The sequence below is a fragment of the Streptomyces hilarionis genome, assembly GCF_024539675.1.
Classification (GTDB): domain Bacteria; phylum Actinomycetota; class Actinomycetes; order Streptomycetales; family Streptomycetaceae; genus Streptomyces; species Streptomyces hilarionis.
On record NZ_JAHHIT010000100.1, the window covers coordinates 1 to 20,053 of the forward strand.

Below are 20,053 nucleotides of genomic sequence, written 5' to 3' on the forward strand. Positions count from 1 at the left end.
GGCCATGATCCGGCAAGCCGGATCATAAAGAAAAAAATTGCGCAAGCGCAATTTAAATCCAACGCAGCGCCGGATTTCCCCGCAAGCGGGGAAAATAGAATTCCGCTTGCGGAATTCGAAAAAACACAGTTCGCGCAAGCGCGAACTGTGCACTATCGCGCAAGCGCGCTAGTGCAGGCCAGCTACAGGACTGCCGTGCTCGTTCCTGTGGTCTCGCCGTTCCTGCCGCTTCAAACTGAGCCGCCTTCGTGCCGAGTGAACGGCCGTGTCTCCTCTACTTGCCAGCTAATACATCTATACAGCAAGAAGCCTTGAGGGCACTGAGGCATCACATTCTGCCCTGTGTAAAATTTGGAACTCGGCCACCATCCCGACAAGTCATCCTGCGACTTCTGCCCGTCGAATATTCGGAGCTCGCTTCTCGGGCTTCTCTTACGGAGCTGAGATTTTCAGGTCGCGCGTTTGGTGGGTTCTGCTGGTTTCTGCTGGTTGGAAACTGAAGGGAGGTCACCACTAATAAGTCGGGAGCCCGTGCAGGAAGTCGAGGAACCGCCTCCACCTCGGCCGGCCTGCAGCTTGCAGGCCCGAAGCAACGTTCGCCTCTCCTTGGGCCAGATACACCCCCGCAGGCCAGCGGCTTGCTGGATGCTTGCGCTCCAGCGTTCCCCGTCCCCACCTGGCCCACCACAGCCAGGAACGCCTCAGGCTCCGATACGCAGAGAGAACCCTACCTGGCTCCCTGACGCCTAGCCACCTGAAATACAGTCAGAATTTTAGAATCGTGGAGCTGAAGAATCACCTGTGATCCGGACAGGGAAACTCTCCCAAATTAAGAGACTGGTTCTCTGAAGTGGCGCAGATTCTCTGCAAGTTCAGCTGCCCCCCCCTCGGTGAGGGGGGCAAGACAGGATGTCAGGATCCGTCAAGTACGTCGGTAACCGTTCTGCCCGCTCCGGGGGCGCTGGCGTGATCGCACAGGTCGGGTCCAGGAGGCGAAAGCCAACGCCCGCACAGGAACCGTCATGCCGGCTGCGCGTGCCCACGTGCAGAGGATCACATGATCACGAGAAAGCGGTTAATAAGCCTGTTTCGGCACGCGGAGTCAGACCGGTTTCTCAATATGGCACTGAGTGCCATATTGAGCTCGCGGATGACACTCGGTTCGCAAAACCGTACAAACAGAACAAAAAGAGCTTCTGTCACAACTCACTACAGCTACTGGTCTCTGGGAGGAGGCTCTCTGGGCCTTTTTCGGAAGCACGAGAGTAATCGCCTTGGCCATTGATTTGGGGCTGCGAGACAGGCGTTCAGAGGCCTCTGTGGGCGTCGACAGGATCCTCATAGCGGTGGCACTCTCCTCCGTCCACCCATTGATACGAGCGAGGCTCCGATCCCCCACGGGACCGGAGCCTCTGCTGCTCTGACGCATGTGCGGTTAGTGGATCAAGTACCAGACGCCGCCCCCGAGGGTGGCAGCGCTTCCTGCCAGCCACCGGAGCAGCCGCGGCGAGATGTAAAGCCGCAGCTCCAGGTGCCGGTCGATGTGTACTTCGAGCCGGCGCCGACCATCGTCGGGGGGTGTCCCCGGAGAGATCGGTGTGGTGGAGACCCGGGGAGGGTTACTTCCCGTGGTCGCCGCAGGCCCTGACGGGCCCGTGGAACTCTGATGGTCTTCGTTCATACAGCCACTCCACTGTGTGGGGCGCCCCGAAGGGCGCCCCTTCTGACGAGGACAAAACCCCGAACTGAGCTTCTTGGCCAGAGTCGTTCGGGGTTCGCTGCGCCAGTGCAGTGAATGGATTAATACGCCTATAGATCTGCGAAAGCAACTGAGCCTGTCGGGGCTGTGGTGGCGCGTCCTGAAGTGGTGTCAGCGGCAGGGAGTACAATACCCCGCACCTTGACCGCATTTGCCTACCAGTCATCTGAAATGTGGTCAGATTCGTCCTCTTACTGACCAGTAGGTCACCATGTTTGCCGTTTTCGCCTCACTCTTTCGGCTCCGATCGGATCGCAGGCACTTCTTCAGGTGAGACCAAGGCCACACCGCCAGAGGTCAGGGGGCGCGGTCACGAATTTTTTGCACGATTAGTCCTGTATGAAGACTTCGTCTCGTCAGCTCGACTGCGGCAAGCGGTGTGTAGTGACTGACACACGGAGCGTGAGCAAATCGCATTAGCGAATCGCCGTGAGTCGCGCAGCTAATTCCAGCCGAATGGAAATTTACCAGCTAATTGATCTCGAATACTTAATTGCCTGTTCAACAGTAGAAGTCGAGATTAAAAATGCGAAGAGATGAGAGCGCTCCCGACCGTGATGACACTGCAGATCAGTTACGCAGAGTGAGCGCTTGCTCAGGGCTCTACACATGAAACCGCCGCTCCCCCTCTGGCCAAAGCTGGGGAACGGCGGCCCTCGTCAGATGTGGCTTGACCACGTCTGATGCTTCTGCGGTCCCGCTCCTGAGGACGCGCCTGTACACAGAGTCAGGTAGTCCGGCGAGCGGGTACGGCCCGAGGATAGCTCTTCCCCCTCCCTTCCGGGAGCGCTATCTCACGAACGGGAGACCTATTCAGCCATCAGGTCGACAAAACGTCTTTTCGTGTCTCGTGGTTTTCTACCAGCGGTCTCTCATCGCTTTCGGACCATCGTCTGACTCGCTCCCATAACGACCTACGTCACCGTTGCTGAGGTTTGCTGCCCCGACAGGGGAACTTTTCACACGGTCCTACGTTCCCCTGCGGCACCGGCACACGTGCCCTCCGTTGCAGCCAGGGCCCCGAAATGACCGATGCAAGAGGCCACTTGGGCAGGGAAAACGCAACTTCGACAGGACTCACGGAGGCAGCTACCTTCACGTGGTCTTCGGCAATCGCCCGCGGTCGGACGGGAGTTCCCACCGAACCGGGCACGCACCAGTCCCCAACCAGGGAGAGACCCATGCCGCGTCTCGCGCTGTACACGTTCGGTGTCCTGAAGTCACCTCTCGTCGATCCCACGCCTCTCACGCGTGAGTTCTACGACATCGGTGGAGCCGTCTACCGGGAGATCAGTCGGTACCCCGGGTACCTCGCTCATGCGGAAGCGGCGGACGGCGACCAGGGCGCGCTCTTCGAGGCGGACTGGGGTGCCTGGGGGGAGTTCACCGTACCGACCTGGTATGGCAAGGGCCGTACGGTGGAGACCACCGCCCTGGCGGCAACCCTCTCCCTCTGGACCGACCTGGTCCCCGCTTTCGACGCCGTCTACACCGGTCTTCACCGTCGGGCGCTGAACAGGCGTCACGACTGGTTCGAGAGAACAGGACACCCGAACTACGTCTTCTGGTGGGTGTCCGACGAAGTAATACCCACCTGGCGGGACGGTGTTGCCAGGCTGGAGGACCTCCACGACCACGGCTCCGCACCGCACGCTTTCACCTTCCACCGTTCGTTCAGTCCTGAGGGGGCTGCGACCGGGGTCAGAGACATCGGGCCGAGGAACGACCGATGAGTTCTGGCGTAGCACGTGGTCTATCCCTGTGACAGCGGCACGTGCCGCTCATCACCCCGCGCAGCACAGGAGAATCAGATGTCCGAGACCACCGCTCCCGTCGTCCCCGTCACCTCTGTCGCCTCCGCCGCCCGCGGCCGCCGTGCTCAGATCGCCCTGCGCACGGTGCAGGTGCTGCTCGCCCTCTTCTACGGCATCGCCAGCGCCCTGCCCAAGCTGATCGCGAACTCCTACGCCGTCGACTCCTTCGAGAAGATCGGCTGGGGCAGCACCGGCATGTACGTGATCGGCGTGCTGGAGCTCGCCGGCGGTGTGGCCCTGCTGGTTCCGGTGCTGCAGTCGGTGGCCGCGGTCGCGCTCAGCGCGCTCATGCTGGGGGCGTTCATCGTCCAGGTGGCCGTCTTCAACGGCGAGAACGCGGCGACCCCGCTGATCCTCATCGTGCCGCTCGTCCTGATCGCCTGGGTGCGCCGGGACTCCATCAAGGATCTTCTGAACCTGGTGCGACGACGCGCGTGAGCCTCTCACCCGGAAGGGGGCGTCCGGCAGGTTCGGACGCCCCCTTCTGCATGTCTGGTCGGTGTCTGCTGGTGCGGGTCTGAGGGGTGATTACGTCGTAATCACCCCTCAGACCCGCACCAGATGGGAGTGCAGCATGCGATCGCCTTGCCCACGGACGTCCTGTATGACGGTCAGCTCACGTGACGCCAGTGGTGATTACGGCGTAATCACTCCCGGGGCGTCGACTCGAAGCAGCAACTTGGTCTACCTAACGCGTCAATGCTGCTATCGATCATCGACGTTAGTATGGTGTCCTGCATGAGTTCGCCAGCCACCTCAAGCGACCGCGAGAAGGTCGTCTCCAAGCTGCCGGGATGGCTCCGGCAGAACCTCAAAATCAGAACGGCGCAGCACGGCATCGACATTCAGAGTGCCGTGGAGCAGGGCATCAGCGACTGGTGCGGTCTGGCCTCGGCCACCGCGCCCGTCGACACCGCCGGCGCCGATTCCTTCTCCACCTTCCTGCCCCCCGGGCAGTGGGAGGACTTCCGGCGAGTCGCCGCCGATCGAGGGGTCTCCCTCATCCAGGGTCTCGCTCAGTCCGTCCAGCTCTGGCTGGACACCAACCCTGCCCCCGACATCGAGCGGCCCTCCGTCACCCGCCGCATCATCGTCTGCAACCAGAAAGGCGGCGTAGGCAAGACGGCGATCACCGCCGGCCTCGGTGAAGCCCTCGCCGAGGACTCTGACGTCCTGCACGCCGTACGAGTCGCCAAGGCACTCGCCAAGGCCCTCCGGGCCAGCGACGCGCATCCCGACGCTCCCCCGGCCGGCGACCCGCTCGACATCGAGAACCTGCCCGGGCTCGGACTGCGCGTCCTCCTCGTCGACTTCGACCCGCAGTGCCACCTGAGCAACCAACTGGGCGCCGCTCCCCTGCCGATGAGCGGTGACAGCCTCACCAACCACATGGCGGGTGACCCCAAGGGCGACCTCCGCGACCTCATCGTCTCCATCGACGACAGCACCTTCGGCGGACGCCTTCACCTTCTGCCTGCTTGCAACGACGCCTTCCTCCTGGACGTGCGGCTGTCCGCCGTGCGGGCCCGCGAAGCAGCCCTGGAACGGGCCCTCGCTCCTCTCGAAGCCGATTACGACGTCATCCTCGTCGACTGTCCCCCCAGTCTCGGCCTCAGCATGGATGCCGCCGCCTACTACGGCCGTCGGCGCGACGGTGAAAGCCCGGGCCAGTCCGGCGCGCTCATCGTGGTCCAGGCGGAAGACAGCTCCGCCGACGCCTACGAGCTGCTCACCACCCAGATCGACGATCTGCGCGGCGACCTCCAGGTGGACATCGACTACCTCGGCATCGTCGTCAATCTCTACGACTCCCGGCGCGGCTACATCGCCACGTCCTCCCTGCAAGGGTGGGTCGACATAAAGGATCCCCGGGTCGTCGGGCTCATCGGTGACCTCAAGGAGCAGAAGGAAGCCGTTCGTATGAAGCAGCCGTTGCTGTCGTACGCGCCCAAGTCTCAGCAGGCGATCGGCATGCGCGCGTTGGCCAGGGAGATCGTATGAGCAAGGCCGATCAGCTGGGCGCCGGACGCTTTGGCGGAGCCACGCGTTCGGTGAGCGCACGCCGTCAGGCCGTTGCCGCAGCCACAGGCGTTCCCACCGAGGGCATCGCACCCCCGTCGGAACTTGCAGTCCGCCGCATCAGCGTCAACCCCGACAACCCGCGCTCCTCTCTGGGCGATCTCACCGACCTCGCCGGCAGCCTGGCGACGCATGGGCAGAAGGTGGCGATCACGGTCATGAACCGCGACGCCTACGTCAGGGCCAACCCTGACAAGGAAACCGACCTCGAGCCGGACACCACCCATGTCGTCATCGATGGCAGCAGCCGTCTCTCGGCCGCTCGTGAAGCAGGCCTTTCCACCATCAAGGTCATGGTCAGCGACGATCAGGGCACCACGTCCGAGGAACTTCTGGAGTCCGCTCTCGTCGCCAACATCCACCGTCAGGATCTCGACGAGATCGACGAAGCCCGCGCCCTCCAACGCCTCCTTGCCATCCACGGAAGCCAAAGGGCCCTCGCCAAGCGACTCCATCGGTCACAGGGATGGGTGTCGCAGCGCCTGGCTCTTCTCCATCTCACCCCCGCGTTGCAAGAACGCATCGGCGATGAGCCGATCGACCTGTTGCGCGCGGTCGGCAACAAACCAGCTCATGAGCAGGAAGCGGCCCTGGAAGGGCTGAAGGCCGAGCGGGCCCGGAAGGAAGAGGCCAAGGCGCACCCGCTCACGCCGCAGAGCCAGAAGGCCGTGGAGCGTTCGGTCCCTCAGCGCCAGCAGGAGCCGGAGGGTGATTACGGCGTAATCACCGGCGGCTCCGCTCCCGGCGTCCAGGGCGAGGCCGCAGGGGAACCAGGGGCCGACCCATCAGCAAGGTCTGCGCAGGCTGCCGTTGATGACGGGGCTCTACACCAGTCGGCGGAGGCCTTGGCGTCGGTGCCCACACAGGGGCCTACGGCCGAAGTGACGGCCGGTGCGGGGGAGCAGAAGCCGAAGCGGTTCCCCTACGAGGACGGTGTGTACGCCGCGCAGCACCTGATCTACAAGATGCCGCCCGACGAGTTCAACAAGATGCTGGATCTGCTGATCAAGCACCGGGACAGCCAGGCCGTCCCCGCCACCTGAGCAAGGTCACCGCCATCACCATGCAGCCATCAGGAGCTGCTGCCAGCAGTGCACGAGGGCCGGGCGCGCCAGAGCGCTCCGGCCCTTCGTCGTGTCTGCCGGGACAGGGGACTCGATTCCCGCGTAGTGGTGTCGTCCGGGTCAGGTGATTACGCCGTAATCACCCGGTGCGGCCGATGCGGCGGCCGAGCGTCAGATGCCGGTGGCGGGGGAGTGGGTCTTGAGTCGTGTGGCTTGCGGAGCGGGCCTGTTCTGAGCTGATCCGCGCACGCTTCAGCCCCGCCGCGGAAGCGGACGCATGCGGCCGACGGCTTCGGTGCGCTGGGCGACCGTCGCCGCCTCGTCAGAGACCGTCGAGAAACCGTCGCTGGTCGTCGAGGAATCCGTGGGCGAAGAGTGAGCGGGGGGCGAACAGGGCTGTGAGGGTGGTCCTGATCTCTGATCGCTCGATGGACTGCCTGAGCGATGAATGGGCGGCTTCCGGGTAGCGCGCTACCGTCAGCGCCCCGGCTGCGTCCAGTACAGAGCGGTAGACACGTTCGGTCTCGGCGGTGTCGACTTTGATGTCATGGCCGGCCAGGGTCAGCAGCACCGGCACTCCGCGCAGAGCGGTGAGGTCTCGGGTGGCGTCCGCGGTGTAGTTCCTGGAGATGAAGCTCCAGCGGTCGGCGCTCATGCCGTCCGTGTCATCGCCCATCGCGTCGACGTACTCCTCGAAGGTCGCGTGGTGGCGCAGCAGTCGGCGGACGGTGTCGCTCTTGGCGATCTCGGCTTTGGTGCGTGAGGCCGACGCGGCGTCGGCGCGCAGTTCGGCGAGGAGGTTGTAGCGGCCCTGTCGGAGCCAGTTGATCGCGGGGGAGACGGCGATGACGAAGCTGACGGGCGTCCTGGCGGCGATCTTCGGCAGGACCCAGCCCGCCTGGCTGGCGCCCCACAGTCCGATCCGGTCGCCGTCGATGTCCGGGCGGGCCCGCGCCCAGGCGACAGCGGCTGCCGCTTCGTCGGCACGGTCGTCCATGCTCTGGTCGAGCCAGTTGCCGGGTGCGCCCGCCACCCCGGGCTTGTCCCAGGACAGCGAGGCGTATCCGGCCTTGGCGTTCGCCTCCCACATCGGTTTGTAGCCGTCGTCGTGGGTGGCGTTGACGGGGCCGTCGCCGTGGACGTACACGACCAAGCCGTGGCGCGGGCTGCCGTCCCGGGGAGTGGCCAGTACGCCGTGGAGGGTGCGGCCGCCGTGACGGATGGAGACCCGCTGTTCGTCCATGTCGTAGGTGTTCTGCCACAGCACCACGCCCACGAGGGCGGTGGCCGCGACCAGGACGACGGCGAGGGCCCACGCGAGTGTGCGCAGCCGACGCGGTGTGGGCCTGATCTTCGGACGCATGGGGCTGGCCCTCCTCGGTGCGGGTTCCTGAGAGCCAAAAAACTATCATCTCTAAAACGGTCGTATCAAAAGTGATAGTTTCAGGTCGAGGGTGGAGCGAACGAAGGCGGAACAGCATGGGACAGGACACGACGGATGCCGGCACGGGAGCGATCACGATCCGGCGAGGTGTTCCAGCGGGAGCCGAGCGGGTGGCGGCCGAGCTGTACTGGGACGCCTTCGGTCGCAAACTCGGGCCCGCTCTCAACCCCCCGGACAAGGCGGTGCCCTTCCTCGCCGCCCACCTGAACTCCGATCGCGCAGTCTGCGCACTCCTCGACGGGCGGCTGATCGGCCTCGCCGGGTACCAACTCGGCGGTCGGGGCCTCACCGGAGGATCGGCCCTCGATGTCCTGCGCGCGTACGGACGCCTGCGAGGCCTGCCCCGGCTCCTGCTCCTCTCCCTGTTCGAACGACGCCCGGCACCCGGTCAACTCGTCATGGACGGCATCGCCGTGGACGCGGGACTGCGCGGCCGGGGCGTCGGGAGCCTGCTCCTGGCAGAAGTCGCCGCCATCGCGGAGGAACAGAGTTGCCGGGAGATCAGACTGGACGTGATCGACACCAATCCGCGGGCTGGGGCCCTGTACGAGAGGCGCGGCTTCACAGCCGTACGGACCGAGCACACGCCCTATCTGCGCGGGCTCTTGGGGTTCGCAGCGGTGACCACGATGCGTCGCACCGTCGCAACGAGAAAGAACGGACAACTGTGAGCACCGAGACGGACCAGGTCGAGGTCCCCACCCGCATGCTCGTGCACGCGCTGATCCGTGAGGACGGCACCGTCGACGCAGACGAGCTGTACACCGTCGCCAACACCCTGGGCATGAGCGACCAACAGGTGCGGTTGTGCATCAAACGCCTCGCGAACGAGGGGCAGTTCACGCACGAAGGCCGTGGCCGCAAGGCGCAGCTGCGTGCCACCGCGGACACCACGCGCGCTCTCGCGTCGAACGCAGACTTCGTGCGCCACGCCTTCCGGCAGGACGCCGGGCTCACACCCTGGGACGGCGTGTGGCACGTGGCCGCGTTCGCGGTGCCTGAATCGGCGCGTACCACCCGGGACGCTCTGCGTGAGACGCTCCTGCGTCTCGGCGGGGCCCCGCTGCAGGGCGGCCTGTACGTGAGCGCCAACGCCTGGGAACCGTATCTCGACGAAGCGGCCCACCGGCTCGGCGCCCGTGACGCGCTCACCCTCCTCACCACCACGGACCTGCGCAGGGGCGACGTCCAGGAGCCGTTCGAACTCGCCCGTCAGCTGTGGCCCCTGCAGGAGATCGCCGACCGCTATCACCGCCTCGGCCGTATCGCACGTCCCCGCCTCGCCCGGCTCGCCGACCCGGCGGGCATCGACGTGTCCGCACTCCTGACGATCGCCGTCGAACTGGCCGCCGAACTCACCCGAGCTATGGAACCCGACCCGCTGTTGCCGCCCCAGCTCCTGCCCCGGCCCTGGCCCGGAACCCAGGCCAGGGAACTCGTCGCGCGGTGCTGGGCGGCTCTGCACGGCCGGGCAGGCGCAGATGCCCGCCCCGTCCTCTTCCACGCATACGCCGACGTCGCCCGGGAGACGGCGGACCGGACCGCGAGCTGACGGCGCGCAGACGCCTCAGTACTGGTAGTACCCGGCGCCCGCACCGGGCATCGCCGGCTGAAGGGCCGGGGCGTAGCCGTACGGAGCGGCGTACGGAGCACCGTACGCGGCCTGGTGCACCTGCGGGCCGCCCGGGCCGTCGCTCATGCGGTCGTCGTCGTCCTGGGCCTCGATGTCCTCGATGGCCCGGCGCAGCCTGGCCCGTACCGTGTGGTGCAGGTAGGTGAACTCGAGCTCGGTGATGGTGCCGCGCTGTCCGTCCATGATCTGCCGGTGGATCTCCCACGGATTGGCCGCGTTCAGTTCGCCGTGGGGGACGAGCGAGATCCGGTAGCTGATGTACTGCGCCACGTTGCACCGGCCGCCGGGAAGCGCCGGATCGTCCACCGGGGTGACCAGGGCCCGGACGCGGAGCTGGATCGAGTAGCCCATGGTGCGCAGGCGTCCGACGAAGGGGCGCAGCGCGGTCTCCATCGCGAGCTGTTCGGTGTTGACCGCGTTGGTTCCGATCACCAGGTTCTCGGGGCGGTCCGGGCCGCCGTCGCCGTCGCCGACGAGGTGGCACCATTCGTGCGAGGCGAGGCGCTCACCGGTGGAGCCCCCGCGCCCCTCGTTGCCCATCAGCTGGTTGGCCTGCTGGTTGCCCATGGCGCGGGCCGGGTCGCGGCGTCCGGTGCGGCGGTCCACCTGGTGCGGCGACGAGAGCCCCTGGAACGCCTGTTGGTCGTAGCCCGTCACCGCGGCTCCGGCGGCGACGGTTCCGTCGAACCGTTCCGCGCTGAGATACCTGCGCTCGTTCTTCTGGGTGCCGTCCCTGCGCTGGAAGTGCGGGTCGACCGTGTTCGGCGAGACGTAGAAGACGAAGGGCTGGTCGGCGTCGGTCGGCAGCGGCGAGAAGCCGGCGACGTCGTAGGGGCTCAGACGCTCCTCGGCGGGCAGGCCCCGGTCGGCGGCCTGCGCTGCGGCATCGGCGGCGTCCTGGGGGTCGCGCAGGTTCCAGTACTGCGGGTTGGGCGCCCAGCGTTCCGCGAAGCGGTAGGTGCGGCCCGCTGACGCGCCGCCCTGCCGCATCTTCAGGGTCCGCCGGAGGATGCGGAACGGCTGGGCCGTGTCGATGAGGAGATCACTGGTCTGGGCGTGCGGATCGTTGACCATCTCCACGCGGTAGATGAAGTCTCCCGACTGGTACTTCATCGGCCATGCGGTGCGCGGGGCGGGGTCGCGGTGGGGCACGCTCGGCAGGAGCGAGTCCTCCATGCGCAGGATCTCGACGTCGTTCGCGCTTGGTGTCGCGTAGGCGAGGGTGGGCTGGGGCGGCAGGCTGCCGTCGCGGCCGAACGTCTCGGCCGGGATGTACAGGGCGGGCAGGTACTCCATCTGTTCGCGTTGCTGGCGCGCCAGTTGAGCCCCCACGTCGTTCGCCCCGGCACGCCGGGAGCGACTGGTGGTGCCCCTGCCGTTCCACATGCGCTGCGCCACCACGGCGCTGCCTGCCGCAGTGTGGCCGTGACTGTGACCCGCGTGCCCCTCCGGACCCGCAGGCGCGGGCGCGGCGTGTTCCGCCGGGAGGCTCAGCGCGCGTCCGGCGTTGGCTTCGGCCTCACGTTCGAAGCGGTCGGACGGGTCGGAGACGCTCAGTCCGTCCCCGTGGTCGGTGCCGGCGACCGGTCCGCGGCGCTGCTGGATGACATGGGTCAGCTCATGGGCGAGGGTGTGGCGGTCCCCGGCGCCCGCGCCCAGGACGATGTGACTGCCCGAGGTGTAGGCCCGGGCGCCGATCTCGTCCGCCGACCGCTGGGCCGTGGGACCCGTGTGCAGACGCACGTCCGAGAAGTCGGCCCCGAGCCGTGTCTCCATGTCGGCACGTGTGTCGGCGTCCAGTGGCCGCCCTGCTCCTGCCAGCACCTCGTGCACCGCGGAACGCTGCACCGTCGTCGCCGCGGGCCCGTGCGACGCGCACGAGGTCGACGACGGGGCCGAGGTCGAGGCGAGGGTCTCGCGTTCGTCCTGAAGCCTCTGCACCACGGCGGTGTTGCCCGCCAAACGCTGCAATGTCAGTGCTTGTTGCGGTGACATGACGGAGAGCTTGCCCGGCAGCAATGTCGGAGAGCCGGCGGTTCGGCGGCCACGGCCCTGACCGTCTTCCCGGTCGGCCTCATGCCTCTGTGCGCGCACGGTCTCCCCTTCTCCCCACGTCGTCATGAGAGCGACGAACGCTCCACCCTTCCGCATGCGAGCCCCGTTGCCCATGGCTACAGGGGCAGATATGAGGGCAACATCGGCTCTGGCGAGGGCGGTTCGCCGCAACGCGCGGCGCGCCCGCCCCTTGCGGGGCGGGCGCGCCGCCGTGCATGTCGCTGTCGCGGATTCCTTCGCGACCCGGGCTCAGTTGGTGAAGATGATGTACTTCCACGCTCCGTGCGTGGTCGCGTTGACGCTGTCGCCGGAGGAGCGGTCGATGTACGACGAGCGGACCCGGGCACGGATGCCCGCTTCGCCCGGGGCGGGCAGCGTGACAGCCGATTTCCCGTTGGCGCCCACGGGGAAGTACTCGGAGTCGGTGTCGTACCAGGCGCCTTGGTAGGGGACCTGGATCTGGAGGCGCTGCTGGCGGCCCCCGTAGTAGTTCATGGTCGTGGTGAACAACGGGGCGGTGTTCTTGTGGAAGTAGAAGTACGACGTGGAGCCGATCCGCCCCGTCTTGTAGTGCCGGGAGACGGCGGTCGTGACCCTCGCGTAGGCGGCCGCGGTGGCCTTCGCGGTCTTGCCAGCGCTGCGCGCGTCACCCGCGAAGACTGCGGTGACAGTCGTGTCGCGGGTCATGTCGATGACCGCCGACAGGTTGCCCTGCGAGTTGACCCTGGCGTTCCTGACCAGTTTCTTGGGCTTGTCGGAACCGGCGGGGTCCACGTAGATGGCCACGGTGCGGTTCTTGTACGTCGCTCCCAGGTGCGCCGTGAACGTGACGTCCTTGCCGTACGCGTAGACCTTGCCGTTGTTGGTGAGGGTGAGCGCGGTCGCCTTGCGCGAGACGGCCACCGCTGCGGAGCCGGCGGTGGCCGCGTGAGAGGCGTCGCCCGCAAAGAACACCCGGTAGGTGACCTTGCCGCCGGCGGGCGGGACGTCCGTGAACGTGAAGGAGCCGTCCGCCTTGGTCTTGACCGGGGCGAGGAGCTTGCCGGCCGGTGACTCCAGGTCCGTCCGGGTCACCTTGAGGACAGTGCCTGCGGGAAGCGCGGTCGCGGAGGTCAGTCTGCCGGTGGCGGTGAGCTTCTTGGCGCGTTCCGCCTTGACCGGAGCCGTGACTTTCAGCGTCGGCAGCTCCTTGGTCGGGTCCGCCAGGGCCCGCAGGGTGAAGACGCCGCCGGTGTTCACGGAGATGGCGAAGACCCGGCTGCTGTCGGGGGCCCAGGCCAGTGCGCCGTCCACGAGGGTGTCGGCGCCGCTGCTGTTGCCCGTGTTGGGGAAGTCGTACTCACGTACGGGCTTCGCCGCGCCCGGTCGCAGAATGTGGACGTCGGGTTCGTACCAGGAGAAGCTGCCGCCCGCGACGCTGCCGTCGGATGCGACCCGCACGGCGTTCGGGTACGCGTCGATGGGATAGCCGCTCTGCGCCGTGACGTCGGCGGTCGAGTAGGCGCCGATGCCGTAGCCGAAGCCCGGAGCACCCCACGAGGTGAGGATCTGCTTGCCGTCGGGCGTCAGGTCCAGCTGCTTCACAGCGGTGTCCATGTCGCCCTTGGCACGCAGCACGGCCCCTTCGGCCGTCACGTCGTAGACCGCGAGCCCGCCGGCTGCACCCGCCACCAGAACCCCCGGGACGGCGGGATCCGCGCCGAGCAGCGTCGTACCGCCGAAGGAGCTGGCGTCTCCGCGCTGGGCGAGGTGAACGACGGGTTCGGCGCCGGAGACATCGAGTGAACCGAAGTTGGAGCCGTAGCCGAACCAGATCCGTCCGTCGACCACTTCCAGGTCGCCCGGAGCCGCTCCCACCGGGTAGCTCGCGGTCTCGGTGTACGTGTTCGTCTCCAGCGAGACGATCCTGCTGCTGTTCTTTACCGCCGCGTACACCTGTCCGGAGTCGGCGGACAGGGCGAGGCCGGTGACGCCGGACAACCCGGTCAAGGTCGCCTTGACTGTCCCGGCGTAGTCGGTGACGACGATCTTGCCTCCTTCCGGGTCGGAGACGTACACCCGCTGGTGGGCGCCGTCCACGACCATGTCGCCGACCGACTCCACCGGAAGAAGCCTGGCGGAGTCGGCCACGGCCACTCCCGCCGAAAACGCGGTGAGCACCGCGGAGCTGAGGACGACCGCGAGCGTCGTCGCGGCCGAGATGCTGCGCCTGCGCACAGAAATGAGAACCCCCAGGAAAGGAGCCCGGTTTCCACATCCACCGGGCGTAAGGAAGCGCCGGCGTCCCCCCTTCGCACCCGAGCGGGTGCGTGAACGCGGCAGAGCGGCAGCCTATGGCATGCCAATGACAACAGAGGCGGGATTTCTGTCCGCCCGCAAAGCGGGCCTGCCAGCTGCTCGGGGGACCGAACGTTCGCGAACACCTGGCTGCCTCGACGCCCTCCTGGACGAAAGCCATCCGCTGAGCATCGTGCTGCGCTGCGACGTGAACGTCCGTAGGACGCGCACCCCTTGAATCGCACCGCCGTACCTGAGGTGGGGGGTGCAAGCCGCCTTGTGTCGCCAGGGGCTGTGGCCGCAGGGGCGTACGCCCGCCCTGTGTGGGGCCGCCGGTCCCTGGCAGGCGGCAGGGACCGGCCGGCAGGCAGGGGAGTCGGCGGTCGGCTTACGGAGCGGGCCGGCGCTCCGTGGGAGGGACTGAAGAACAGTGACTGAGCCGTCTTCGGTCCCTCCCCTTCAGTCCCTGGAAAAAGCGCAGGTCAGCACGGGTAGGAGTACCGAATAAGGGACTGAAGGGACTCAACTCGGCAATTATGAGCTAGTCCTGCGTACCTACGTACGCGCGTGCGCATCTGTAGGTACATGTATCCAGCTAGCTGATAATTGGCGTTTTCAGTCCCTTCAGTCCCTTCCAGGGAGACCGGAAGCCCTCTGACCTGCGCAAACAGGTAGGGACTGAAGCCCAGGGACCAGAGGGTCCCAAGGGGTTCTCGGTCCCTGGGCTTCAGTCCCTGGGCCTTCGGTCCCTGCCGGAGCCCAGTTCTCCGCCCGTCGCGGGCTTGGTCCCCCGGCAGGGAGAGGGACCGAAGGAGAGGGACCGGACACCCCCCCGTATCCGGGCACGGTCGCTTGGGTCGCTCCCAGTCGGGGCATTCCGGCCAACCGGTTGTTTTCCGGGTGCCGCCTACAAGGCCCTCAAGGGACCGTAGGGACCGAGAAGCTGATAGCCCGCCACGCGGGGGGAGTATCCGCCCGCCACAGTACCGCAGGTCATACACTCTCTTCCGAAAGACAGTCCCTTCGGTCCCTCCAGCCCCTGGCTTCAGTCCGGCACCACTCCCGTGCCGAGCAGGGACCAAACCCCCGGCAGAAGGACGACGAGTGCCCGGCCTCGGCGCGACGAGAGAGCCCACAGCAGCGGGGCGGCCAGCCACGCCGCATGCCGTGGCTCGCTGGTGCGCCCTACAGGGCTGGCCCGTCCATCCCCTCGCAAGCGGCCGTAAGACGCCTGCGGGCAACTGTGCCGCGTGCAGGAAACAGCACCACCCGGCCGCGGGCTGCCCTTGCCTGGCCGCCGGCAGGCCCTGCCACGGCTTCCACGCGGCGACCACCGACCCTGCCCTTATCGACGCCTGGTGGGGCGGCACACCGTCCTGGGGCGTCGGCGTCGCCTGCGGGGGAGCGGACCTCGTCGTCATCGACGTCGACGCGCACTGCGCGCAGGTCCCCGACCGCAACCGGCTGCTGCCGGGCATCCCCATCCACGACGACGTCGACCTCCAGGGCCTGGCCTCCGGCTTCGACACGCTCGCGCTCCTGGCCGCACTGCGCCGTCAGCCCGACCCGGCCCAGGACGAGAGCACCCTGCGCGTACGCACGCCTTCCGGGGGCCTGCACATCTGGTACCGCAACCCCCACCCCGCCGTCCGGTTCCGCTGCTCCACCGGCTCCGGCTCCAAGGTCGCGCTCGCCTGGCAGGTCGACGTACGCGCCGACGGCGGCTACATCGTCGCGCCCACCACGCGCACGGCCCAGGGCGTCTATCTGCGCGAGGGACCCGCACGCCTGCCCGCGCCGTTGCCGGAGTGGCTCGGCGAAGAACTCGTGAGGACCGGACACATGATTCAGCAGGCCCCGGTCCGCCCCAGCTCCCGTCCCGCGGTTCCCCGAAGCCGGCGGCCGCGCGCCGCGGGAGGCTGGCAGGCCGTCCTGGACCCGTTGTTGGGGGAGGTGGCCGAGTGCGCCGCCATGCCCGAGGGCGCGGCCTTCACGGAGAAGCTCAACAAGGCCGGCTACACGGCCGGAGGGCTCGTGGCCGCGGGACACCTCGACGAAGCCGCCGCACGGGCCTTGCTGAGCGATGCGGCCGAACGCGCCCGTCCCTGGCAGAGCACACGCAACGACCGCATCATCGACGACGCCCTCACCGCCGGGGCCGCCCGCCCGTTCCTCCTCCAAGGACGTTCATGAGCAGCGCCGAGTTGCCGCGCTTCGACGCCAGCGCCGCCGCCCAGCAGATGCTGGACCTCCAGCCGCCGGCCTCCCAGCCGGCCCCGCTGCCCGCCCAGGCTCATGCCTCCCCGTCCGCCCCTCCGTCCTGGGCCGTGGCACCTCCACTGCCGGGCACGCTCACCGACCGCGGCAACGCCAAGCTGTTCGTCACGCTCTACCGCGACCAGTTCCGGCATGTGGAGGGCCTCGGCTGGTTCTCGTGGGACGGCTACCGCTGGAAGCGCACCGGAGGCGAGAAGGCTGCCCTGTGGGCCGCCGGCGAGATGGCCGAGGACATGCCCGACAGCGACCCTCGCGGCCTCTTCAGCGACCGCGAGCTCCACCACCACAAGAAGCGCACCCTGTCGACGACCGGCATGAAGGCCCTGCTCACCCAGGCCAAGGCATCGCCGGACCTCTCCCTGGACCCCGACAGCCTCGACGGCGACCCCTACGTCCTGTGCACCCCGGCGGGCGTCGTCGACCTGAACACCGGCCTGCTGCGCAAGCCGGACCCGACCCGCGACTTCAACTCCCGGGCCACCAGCGTCGCTCCGCAGCAGACCCAGACCCCGCGCTGGCACCGCTTCCTGCACGACACCTTCGGCGACGACGCGGAGGGGCAGGAAATGATCAGCTTCCTGCACCTGCTGCTGGGCTATTCCATCACCGGCGACGTCGGCGCGCAGGTCCTGCCGTTCCTCCACGGACACGGCAAGAACGGCAAGAGCGTCCTGCTCGACGTCATGATCCAGGTCCTGGGCGACTACGCCGACGCCGCGCCTCCCGGGTTCCTCATGGACCGGGGCGCCTTCTCCGAGCACTCCACCGAGCTCACCGAACTCCACGGGCGCCGGCTCATCGTGTGCAGCGAGCTCAAGCCCAACGACAAGTTCGACGAAGCCCGGGTCCGGCTGCTGACCGGCGGAGACAAGATCAAGGCGCGCCGCATGCGCCAGGACTACTTCTCCTTCACCCCCACCCACCACCTGTGGCTGCTCGGCAACCACAGGCCCGAGGTCTCCACGGGCGGCTTCGCGTTCTGGCGCCGCATCCGGCTCCTGCCCTTCGAACGCACCGTCCCCGACCACCGCAAGATCGACAACCTGGCCTTCGAACTCGTCCGCGACGAGGGCCCCGGCATCCTGCAATGGCTCATCGAGGGCGCCCGGCGCTACCTCACCACCCGCGACAGCCTCGAAGGCCCGGACCGCGTCCGCATCGCCACCAGCGCCTACGCCAACACCGAGGACCACATCGGCCGCTTCCTCAGCGAATGCTGCACCAGCGACCTCGAGAACCAGCCCGACCTGCGCGTGGAACAGGGCCTGCTCTACACCGCCTACGCGGCATGGTGCAGCACCGGCGAAGGCATCCGCCCCGCCGGCACCCGGGCCTTCGCCACCCGCGTCCGGCAGGAAGTCGGCCTCGCCTCACCCGCAGACATGATCAAATCCAACGGCCGCAAGTACTACCCCGGCCTCGCCCTGCTGGACAGCCCGTCATGAACCGACACCACGCGCCGCACACCCCTCCCGGCCCCCGCCGGGCACCAAGGCCCCTACCGGCCCGTATGCGCCCGGCCTACCATGGACCGGCGGGGCCACGTCCAGTCGCGGGCGAACCACCACACCACGAGGCGGGATGCCACACCGCCCCGCAGACGAAGGAGGGGCGACAGCCATGAGCTCGCTACTGACCGAGGGCGATCTCACCCACGAAGCACACGTCGTGTGGCTGGAAGACCCCGAAAACCTCGACTACGTCCGCCAGGCCCTCGACAAGACCCGGCGCCGCAACACCAAGCCCCCCTACGCCCGCGACGGGCGCATGGTCGGCTACGCCCAACTCGACGACGAGGCCGAACCCGACCCCGACAGCGGCCTGTACAAGCGCCGCGTCTTCTTCCTCCTCCCGCACGACCGCGACAGCCTCCCCGGCGGCCTCTACCGCGAAGGCGCTCCCGGCGAAGCCGTGGACCCGCGCACCATCGAGGTCAAGAAGGTGGGCGAGAAGACACCCCGGTCACAGCGCGGGCCGGCCGCCATAACCGGCTCCACGTCGTGACAGTCGTGACGGCACGCCAGCCGTGAGCAAGGCGGCAGACGCGGTCAGCGGCCGGCCTCGGCCGCGAGGCCGGCGAGGGACGCGCCGCTGAGCCGGCACACCCGCCACTCGTCCAGGAACTCCGCACCGATCGACTTGTAGAAGTCGATGGCGGGCTCGTTCCACGACAGGACGCACCACTCGAAGCGATCGAAGCCATGCCGCTCGCACAGCGCGGCCAAGGCGGCGAGGAGGGCCTTGCCGTACTTCTGCCCCCGGGCCCGGGGCCGGACGTAGAGGTCCTCCAGGTACATGCCGCGGTTGCCGGTCCAGGTCGAGAAGCGGGGGAACCACAGGGCGTAGCCCAGAGCCTCGCCCGTCTCGTCGTCGGCGGCGATCAGGGCGGACGCGGCGGGGTGCTCGCCGAACAGCGCCTCGCGCAGCTGCTCCTTGCTCGCCAGGGCGTGCTCGAGGGCTCGCTCGTACTCGGCGAGCTCACGGATCATGGCGTGGATTTCCGCGACGTCGTCAACGGTGGCGGGCCGGATCATGCGGCAGATCATGGATGACGGCACCGGGCCGTGTCCATACGATTCCCCGCCGATGCCATGGTCGTCGCCGCTGTCGCACGAGCGCCGCCCTGCCCGGCACGGGACGACTCCCGTCGGCACAGGATGACTCCGGTCGGGGCGGGTCGAGTCAGGCTCTAGCGGAAGTCAAGGGCTTGATGCTCAACGGATGCTGTACTGGCGGCAGGGACCGGGCTCGGCCGAGCGCGCTGGGTCGGTCTACGGGACCCACGGGCTACGGGAGTGACCATGAGCAACACCAAGAGCGACGGATACGAAGGGTTCTCGGCCGAGGAACGGGCCGCGATGAAGGACCACGCCAAGGAGCAGAAGGCCGCCGCGCGCCGCGGCTCCAAGGCGGACAAGGAAGCGCAGGCGGAGCAGGACCTGCTCGCCAAGATCGCCGAGATGGAGGACTCCGACCGGGTCATGGCCGAGCGGGTGCACGCCGTCGTCACCGCCAGCGCCCCGCAGCTCACGCCGAAGCTCTGGTACGGCATGCCTGCCTACGCGCTGGACGGCAAGGTCCTCTGCTTCTTCCAGAGCGCCGCGAAGTTCAAGGCGCGGTACGCGACCCTGGGATTCAACGACCCCGCCAACCTGGACGAGGGCTCCATGTGGGCGACCGGCTTCGCCCTGGCCAAGGTGACGCCGGAGGTGGAGGAGCAGATCGCCGCGCTCGTGAAGCAGGCGGTCAGCTAGGGGCCTTGCGCCCGGGCCGGAACAAGTGCCCGACCGGCAGCGCGGGGGCGGGGGGTGCCCCCGCGCCGCCGGTCGGGGACGGCAGCTGTCGTGGCCGTACGGCCTTCACCGGGACGTCGGACAGGCAGTCGTGCATCCGGGGCCTCGCCGGCTTTCCCGCGGGGCCCTGAGGGGCGTTCAGAGGCCGGGGGACGGACGGTACCGGCTGTCTCGTGCGGCACACGGGGTGTCGGTACGGACGCTGTCAACCGCCGCGAGCGGTGGTGGACTTGCGCGGGTATCACCTGTGTGGGTGAGCCCAGGGTCGTGACTGTGCCGGCTCCGATGGTGCCGCCGAGAAGCCATCCGGCGCCGGCGACAGCGACTTCGACACCGGTACGGCGTCCGCAATGTTCAC

Annotated in this window: 15 protein-coding genes; 11 read left to right on the plus strand and 4 right to left on the minus strand. The window is 67.8% G+C overall.

All coding sequences use genetic code 11. The annotated features are described in order from the left end of the window. The 5 genes from KMS84_RS23960 to KMS84_RS23980 form a co-directional block, all read left to right on the plus strand. Nucleotides 1-315 (plus strand): hypothetical protein (locus KMS84_RS23960; RefSeq protein ID WP_256918495.1); only part of this gene is annotated, 315 nt, incomplete at its 5' end. Between the two features lie 2,625 nt (nt 316-2,940). Further along, a complete protein-coding gene (locus tag KMS84_RS23965; protein WP_256918496.1) occupies nt 2,941-3,492 on the plus strand; it encodes a DUF3291 domain-containing protein in 552 nt (183 codons plus the stop codon). 78 nt (nt 3,493-3,570) lie between these two features. Continuing rightward, nucleotides 3,571-4,011 (plus strand): DoxX family protein, encoded by a 441-nt coding sequence (locus KMS84_RS23970; RefSeq protein ID WP_256918497.1) that lies wholly within the window; start codon nt 3,571-3,573, stop codon nt 4,009-4,011. Nucleotides 4,012-4,311: 300 nt separating this feature from the next. Next, nucleotides 4,312-5,574 (plus strand): ParA family protein, encoded by a 1,263-nt coding sequence (locus tag KMS84_RS23975; protein ID WP_256918498.1) that lies wholly within the window; start codon nt 4,312-4,314, stop codon nt 5,572-5,574. Continuing rightward, nucleotides 5,571-6,695, plus strand: a complete 1,125-nt coding sequence (locus KMS84_RS23980) for a ParB/RepB/Spo0J family partition protein (RefSeq protein ID WP_256918499.1) — start codon at nt 5,571-5,573, stop codon at nt 6,693-6,695. Before KMS84_RS23975 ends, KMS84_RS23980 begins: the two co-directional genes overlap by 4 nt. Before the next feature lie 343 nt (nt 6,696-7,038). Here the strand turns inward: KMS84_RS23980 and KMS84_RS23985 are convergent, their stop codons facing one another. Beyond that, the gene (locus KMS84_RS23985; protein WP_256918500.1) at nt 7,039-8,079 is read right to left on the minus strand and encodes an alpha/beta hydrolase family protein; all 1,041 of its coding nucleotides are present in this window, start codon (nt 8,077-8,079) and stop codon (nt 7,039-7,041) included. 116 nt (nt 8,080-8,195) lie between these two features. On the opposite strand from KMS84_RS23985, the gene KMS84_RS23990 reads away from it, so the two are divergent. Both KMS84_RS23990 and KMS84_RS23995 read left to right on the plus strand, forming a co-directional pair. Then, on the plus strand, nt 8,196-8,831 hold the full coding sequence (locus KMS84_RS23990) for a GNAT family N-acetyltransferase (protein WP_256918501.1): 636 nt from the start codon (nt 8,196-8,198) through the stop codon (nt 8,829-8,831). A 35-nt stretch (nt 8,832-8,866) separates the two neighbouring features. Next, entirely contained in the window at nt 8,867-9,712 is an 846-nt protein-coding gene (locus KMS84_RS23995; protein ID WP_256918521.1) for a PaaX family transcriptional regulator C-terminal domain-containing protein, read from the plus strand. A gap of 15 nt (nt 9,713-9,727) precedes the next feature. On the opposite strand, the gene KMS84_RS24000 is transcribed toward KMS84_RS23995, so the two are convergent. Together KMS84_RS24000 and KMS84_RS24005 are read right to left on the minus strand one after the other, a co-directional pair. Beyond that, on the minus strand, nt 9,728-11,755 hold the full coding sequence (locus tag KMS84_RS24000; RefSeq protein WP_368860709.1) for an eCIS core domain-containing protein: 2,028 nt from the start codon (nt 11,753-11,755) through the stop codon (nt 9,728-9,730). Nucleotides 11,756-12,097: 342 nt separating this feature from the next. Beyond that, nucleotides 12,098-14,065: a YncE family protein gene (locus KMS84_RS24005; RefSeq protein ID WP_256918503.1), complete on the minus strand. Its 1,968-nt coding sequence runs from the start codon at nt 14,063-14,065 to the stop codon at nt 12,098-12,100. A gap of 1,227 nt (nt 14,066-15,292) precedes the next feature. On the opposite strand from KMS84_RS24005, the gene KMS84_RS24010 reads away from it, so the two are divergent. The 3 genes from KMS84_RS24010 (at nt 15,293) to KMS84_RS24020 (ending at nt 18,406) form a co-directional block, all read left to right on the plus strand. After that, the gene (locus tag KMS84_RS24010; protein ID WP_256918504.1) at nt 15,293-16,318 is read left to right on the plus strand and encodes a bifunctional DNA primase/polymerase; all 1,026 of its coding nucleotides are present in this window, start codon (nt 15,293-15,295) and stop codon (nt 16,316-16,318) included. Then, on the plus strand, nt 16,315-17,847 hold the full coding sequence (locus tag KMS84_RS24015; protein WP_256918505.1) for a DNA primase family protein: 1,533 nt from the start codon (nt 16,315-16,317) through the stop codon (nt 17,845-17,847). Before KMS84_RS24010 ends, KMS84_RS24015 begins: the two co-directional genes overlap by 4 nt. A gap of 175 nt (nt 17,848-18,022) precedes the next feature. Further along, nucleotides 18,023-18,406, plus strand: a complete 384-nt coding sequence (locus tag KMS84_RS24020) for a DUF6009 family protein (RefSeq protein ID WP_256918506.1) — start codon at nt 18,023-18,025, stop codon at nt 18,404-18,406. Nucleotides 18,407-18,450: 44 nt separating this feature from the next. On the opposite strand, the gene KMS84_RS24025 is transcribed toward KMS84_RS24020, so the two are convergent. Continuing rightward, nucleotides 18,451-18,936, minus strand: a complete 486-nt coding sequence (locus tag KMS84_RS24025; protein ID WP_256918507.1) for a GNAT family N-acetyltransferase — start codon at nt 18,934-18,936, stop codon at nt 18,451-18,453. Nucleotides 18,937-19,203: 267 nt separating this feature from the next. Here KMS84_RS24025 and KMS84_RS24030 point away from each other — a divergent pair, with 267 nt between their 5' ends. Continuing rightward, nucleotides 19,204-19,656: an iron chaperone gene (locus KMS84_RS24030; RefSeq protein ID WP_256918508.1), complete on the plus strand. Its 453-nt coding sequence runs from the start codon at nt 19,204-19,206 to the stop codon at nt 19,654-19,656. The last annotated feature ends 397 nt before the right edge of the window (nt 19,657-20,053 follow it).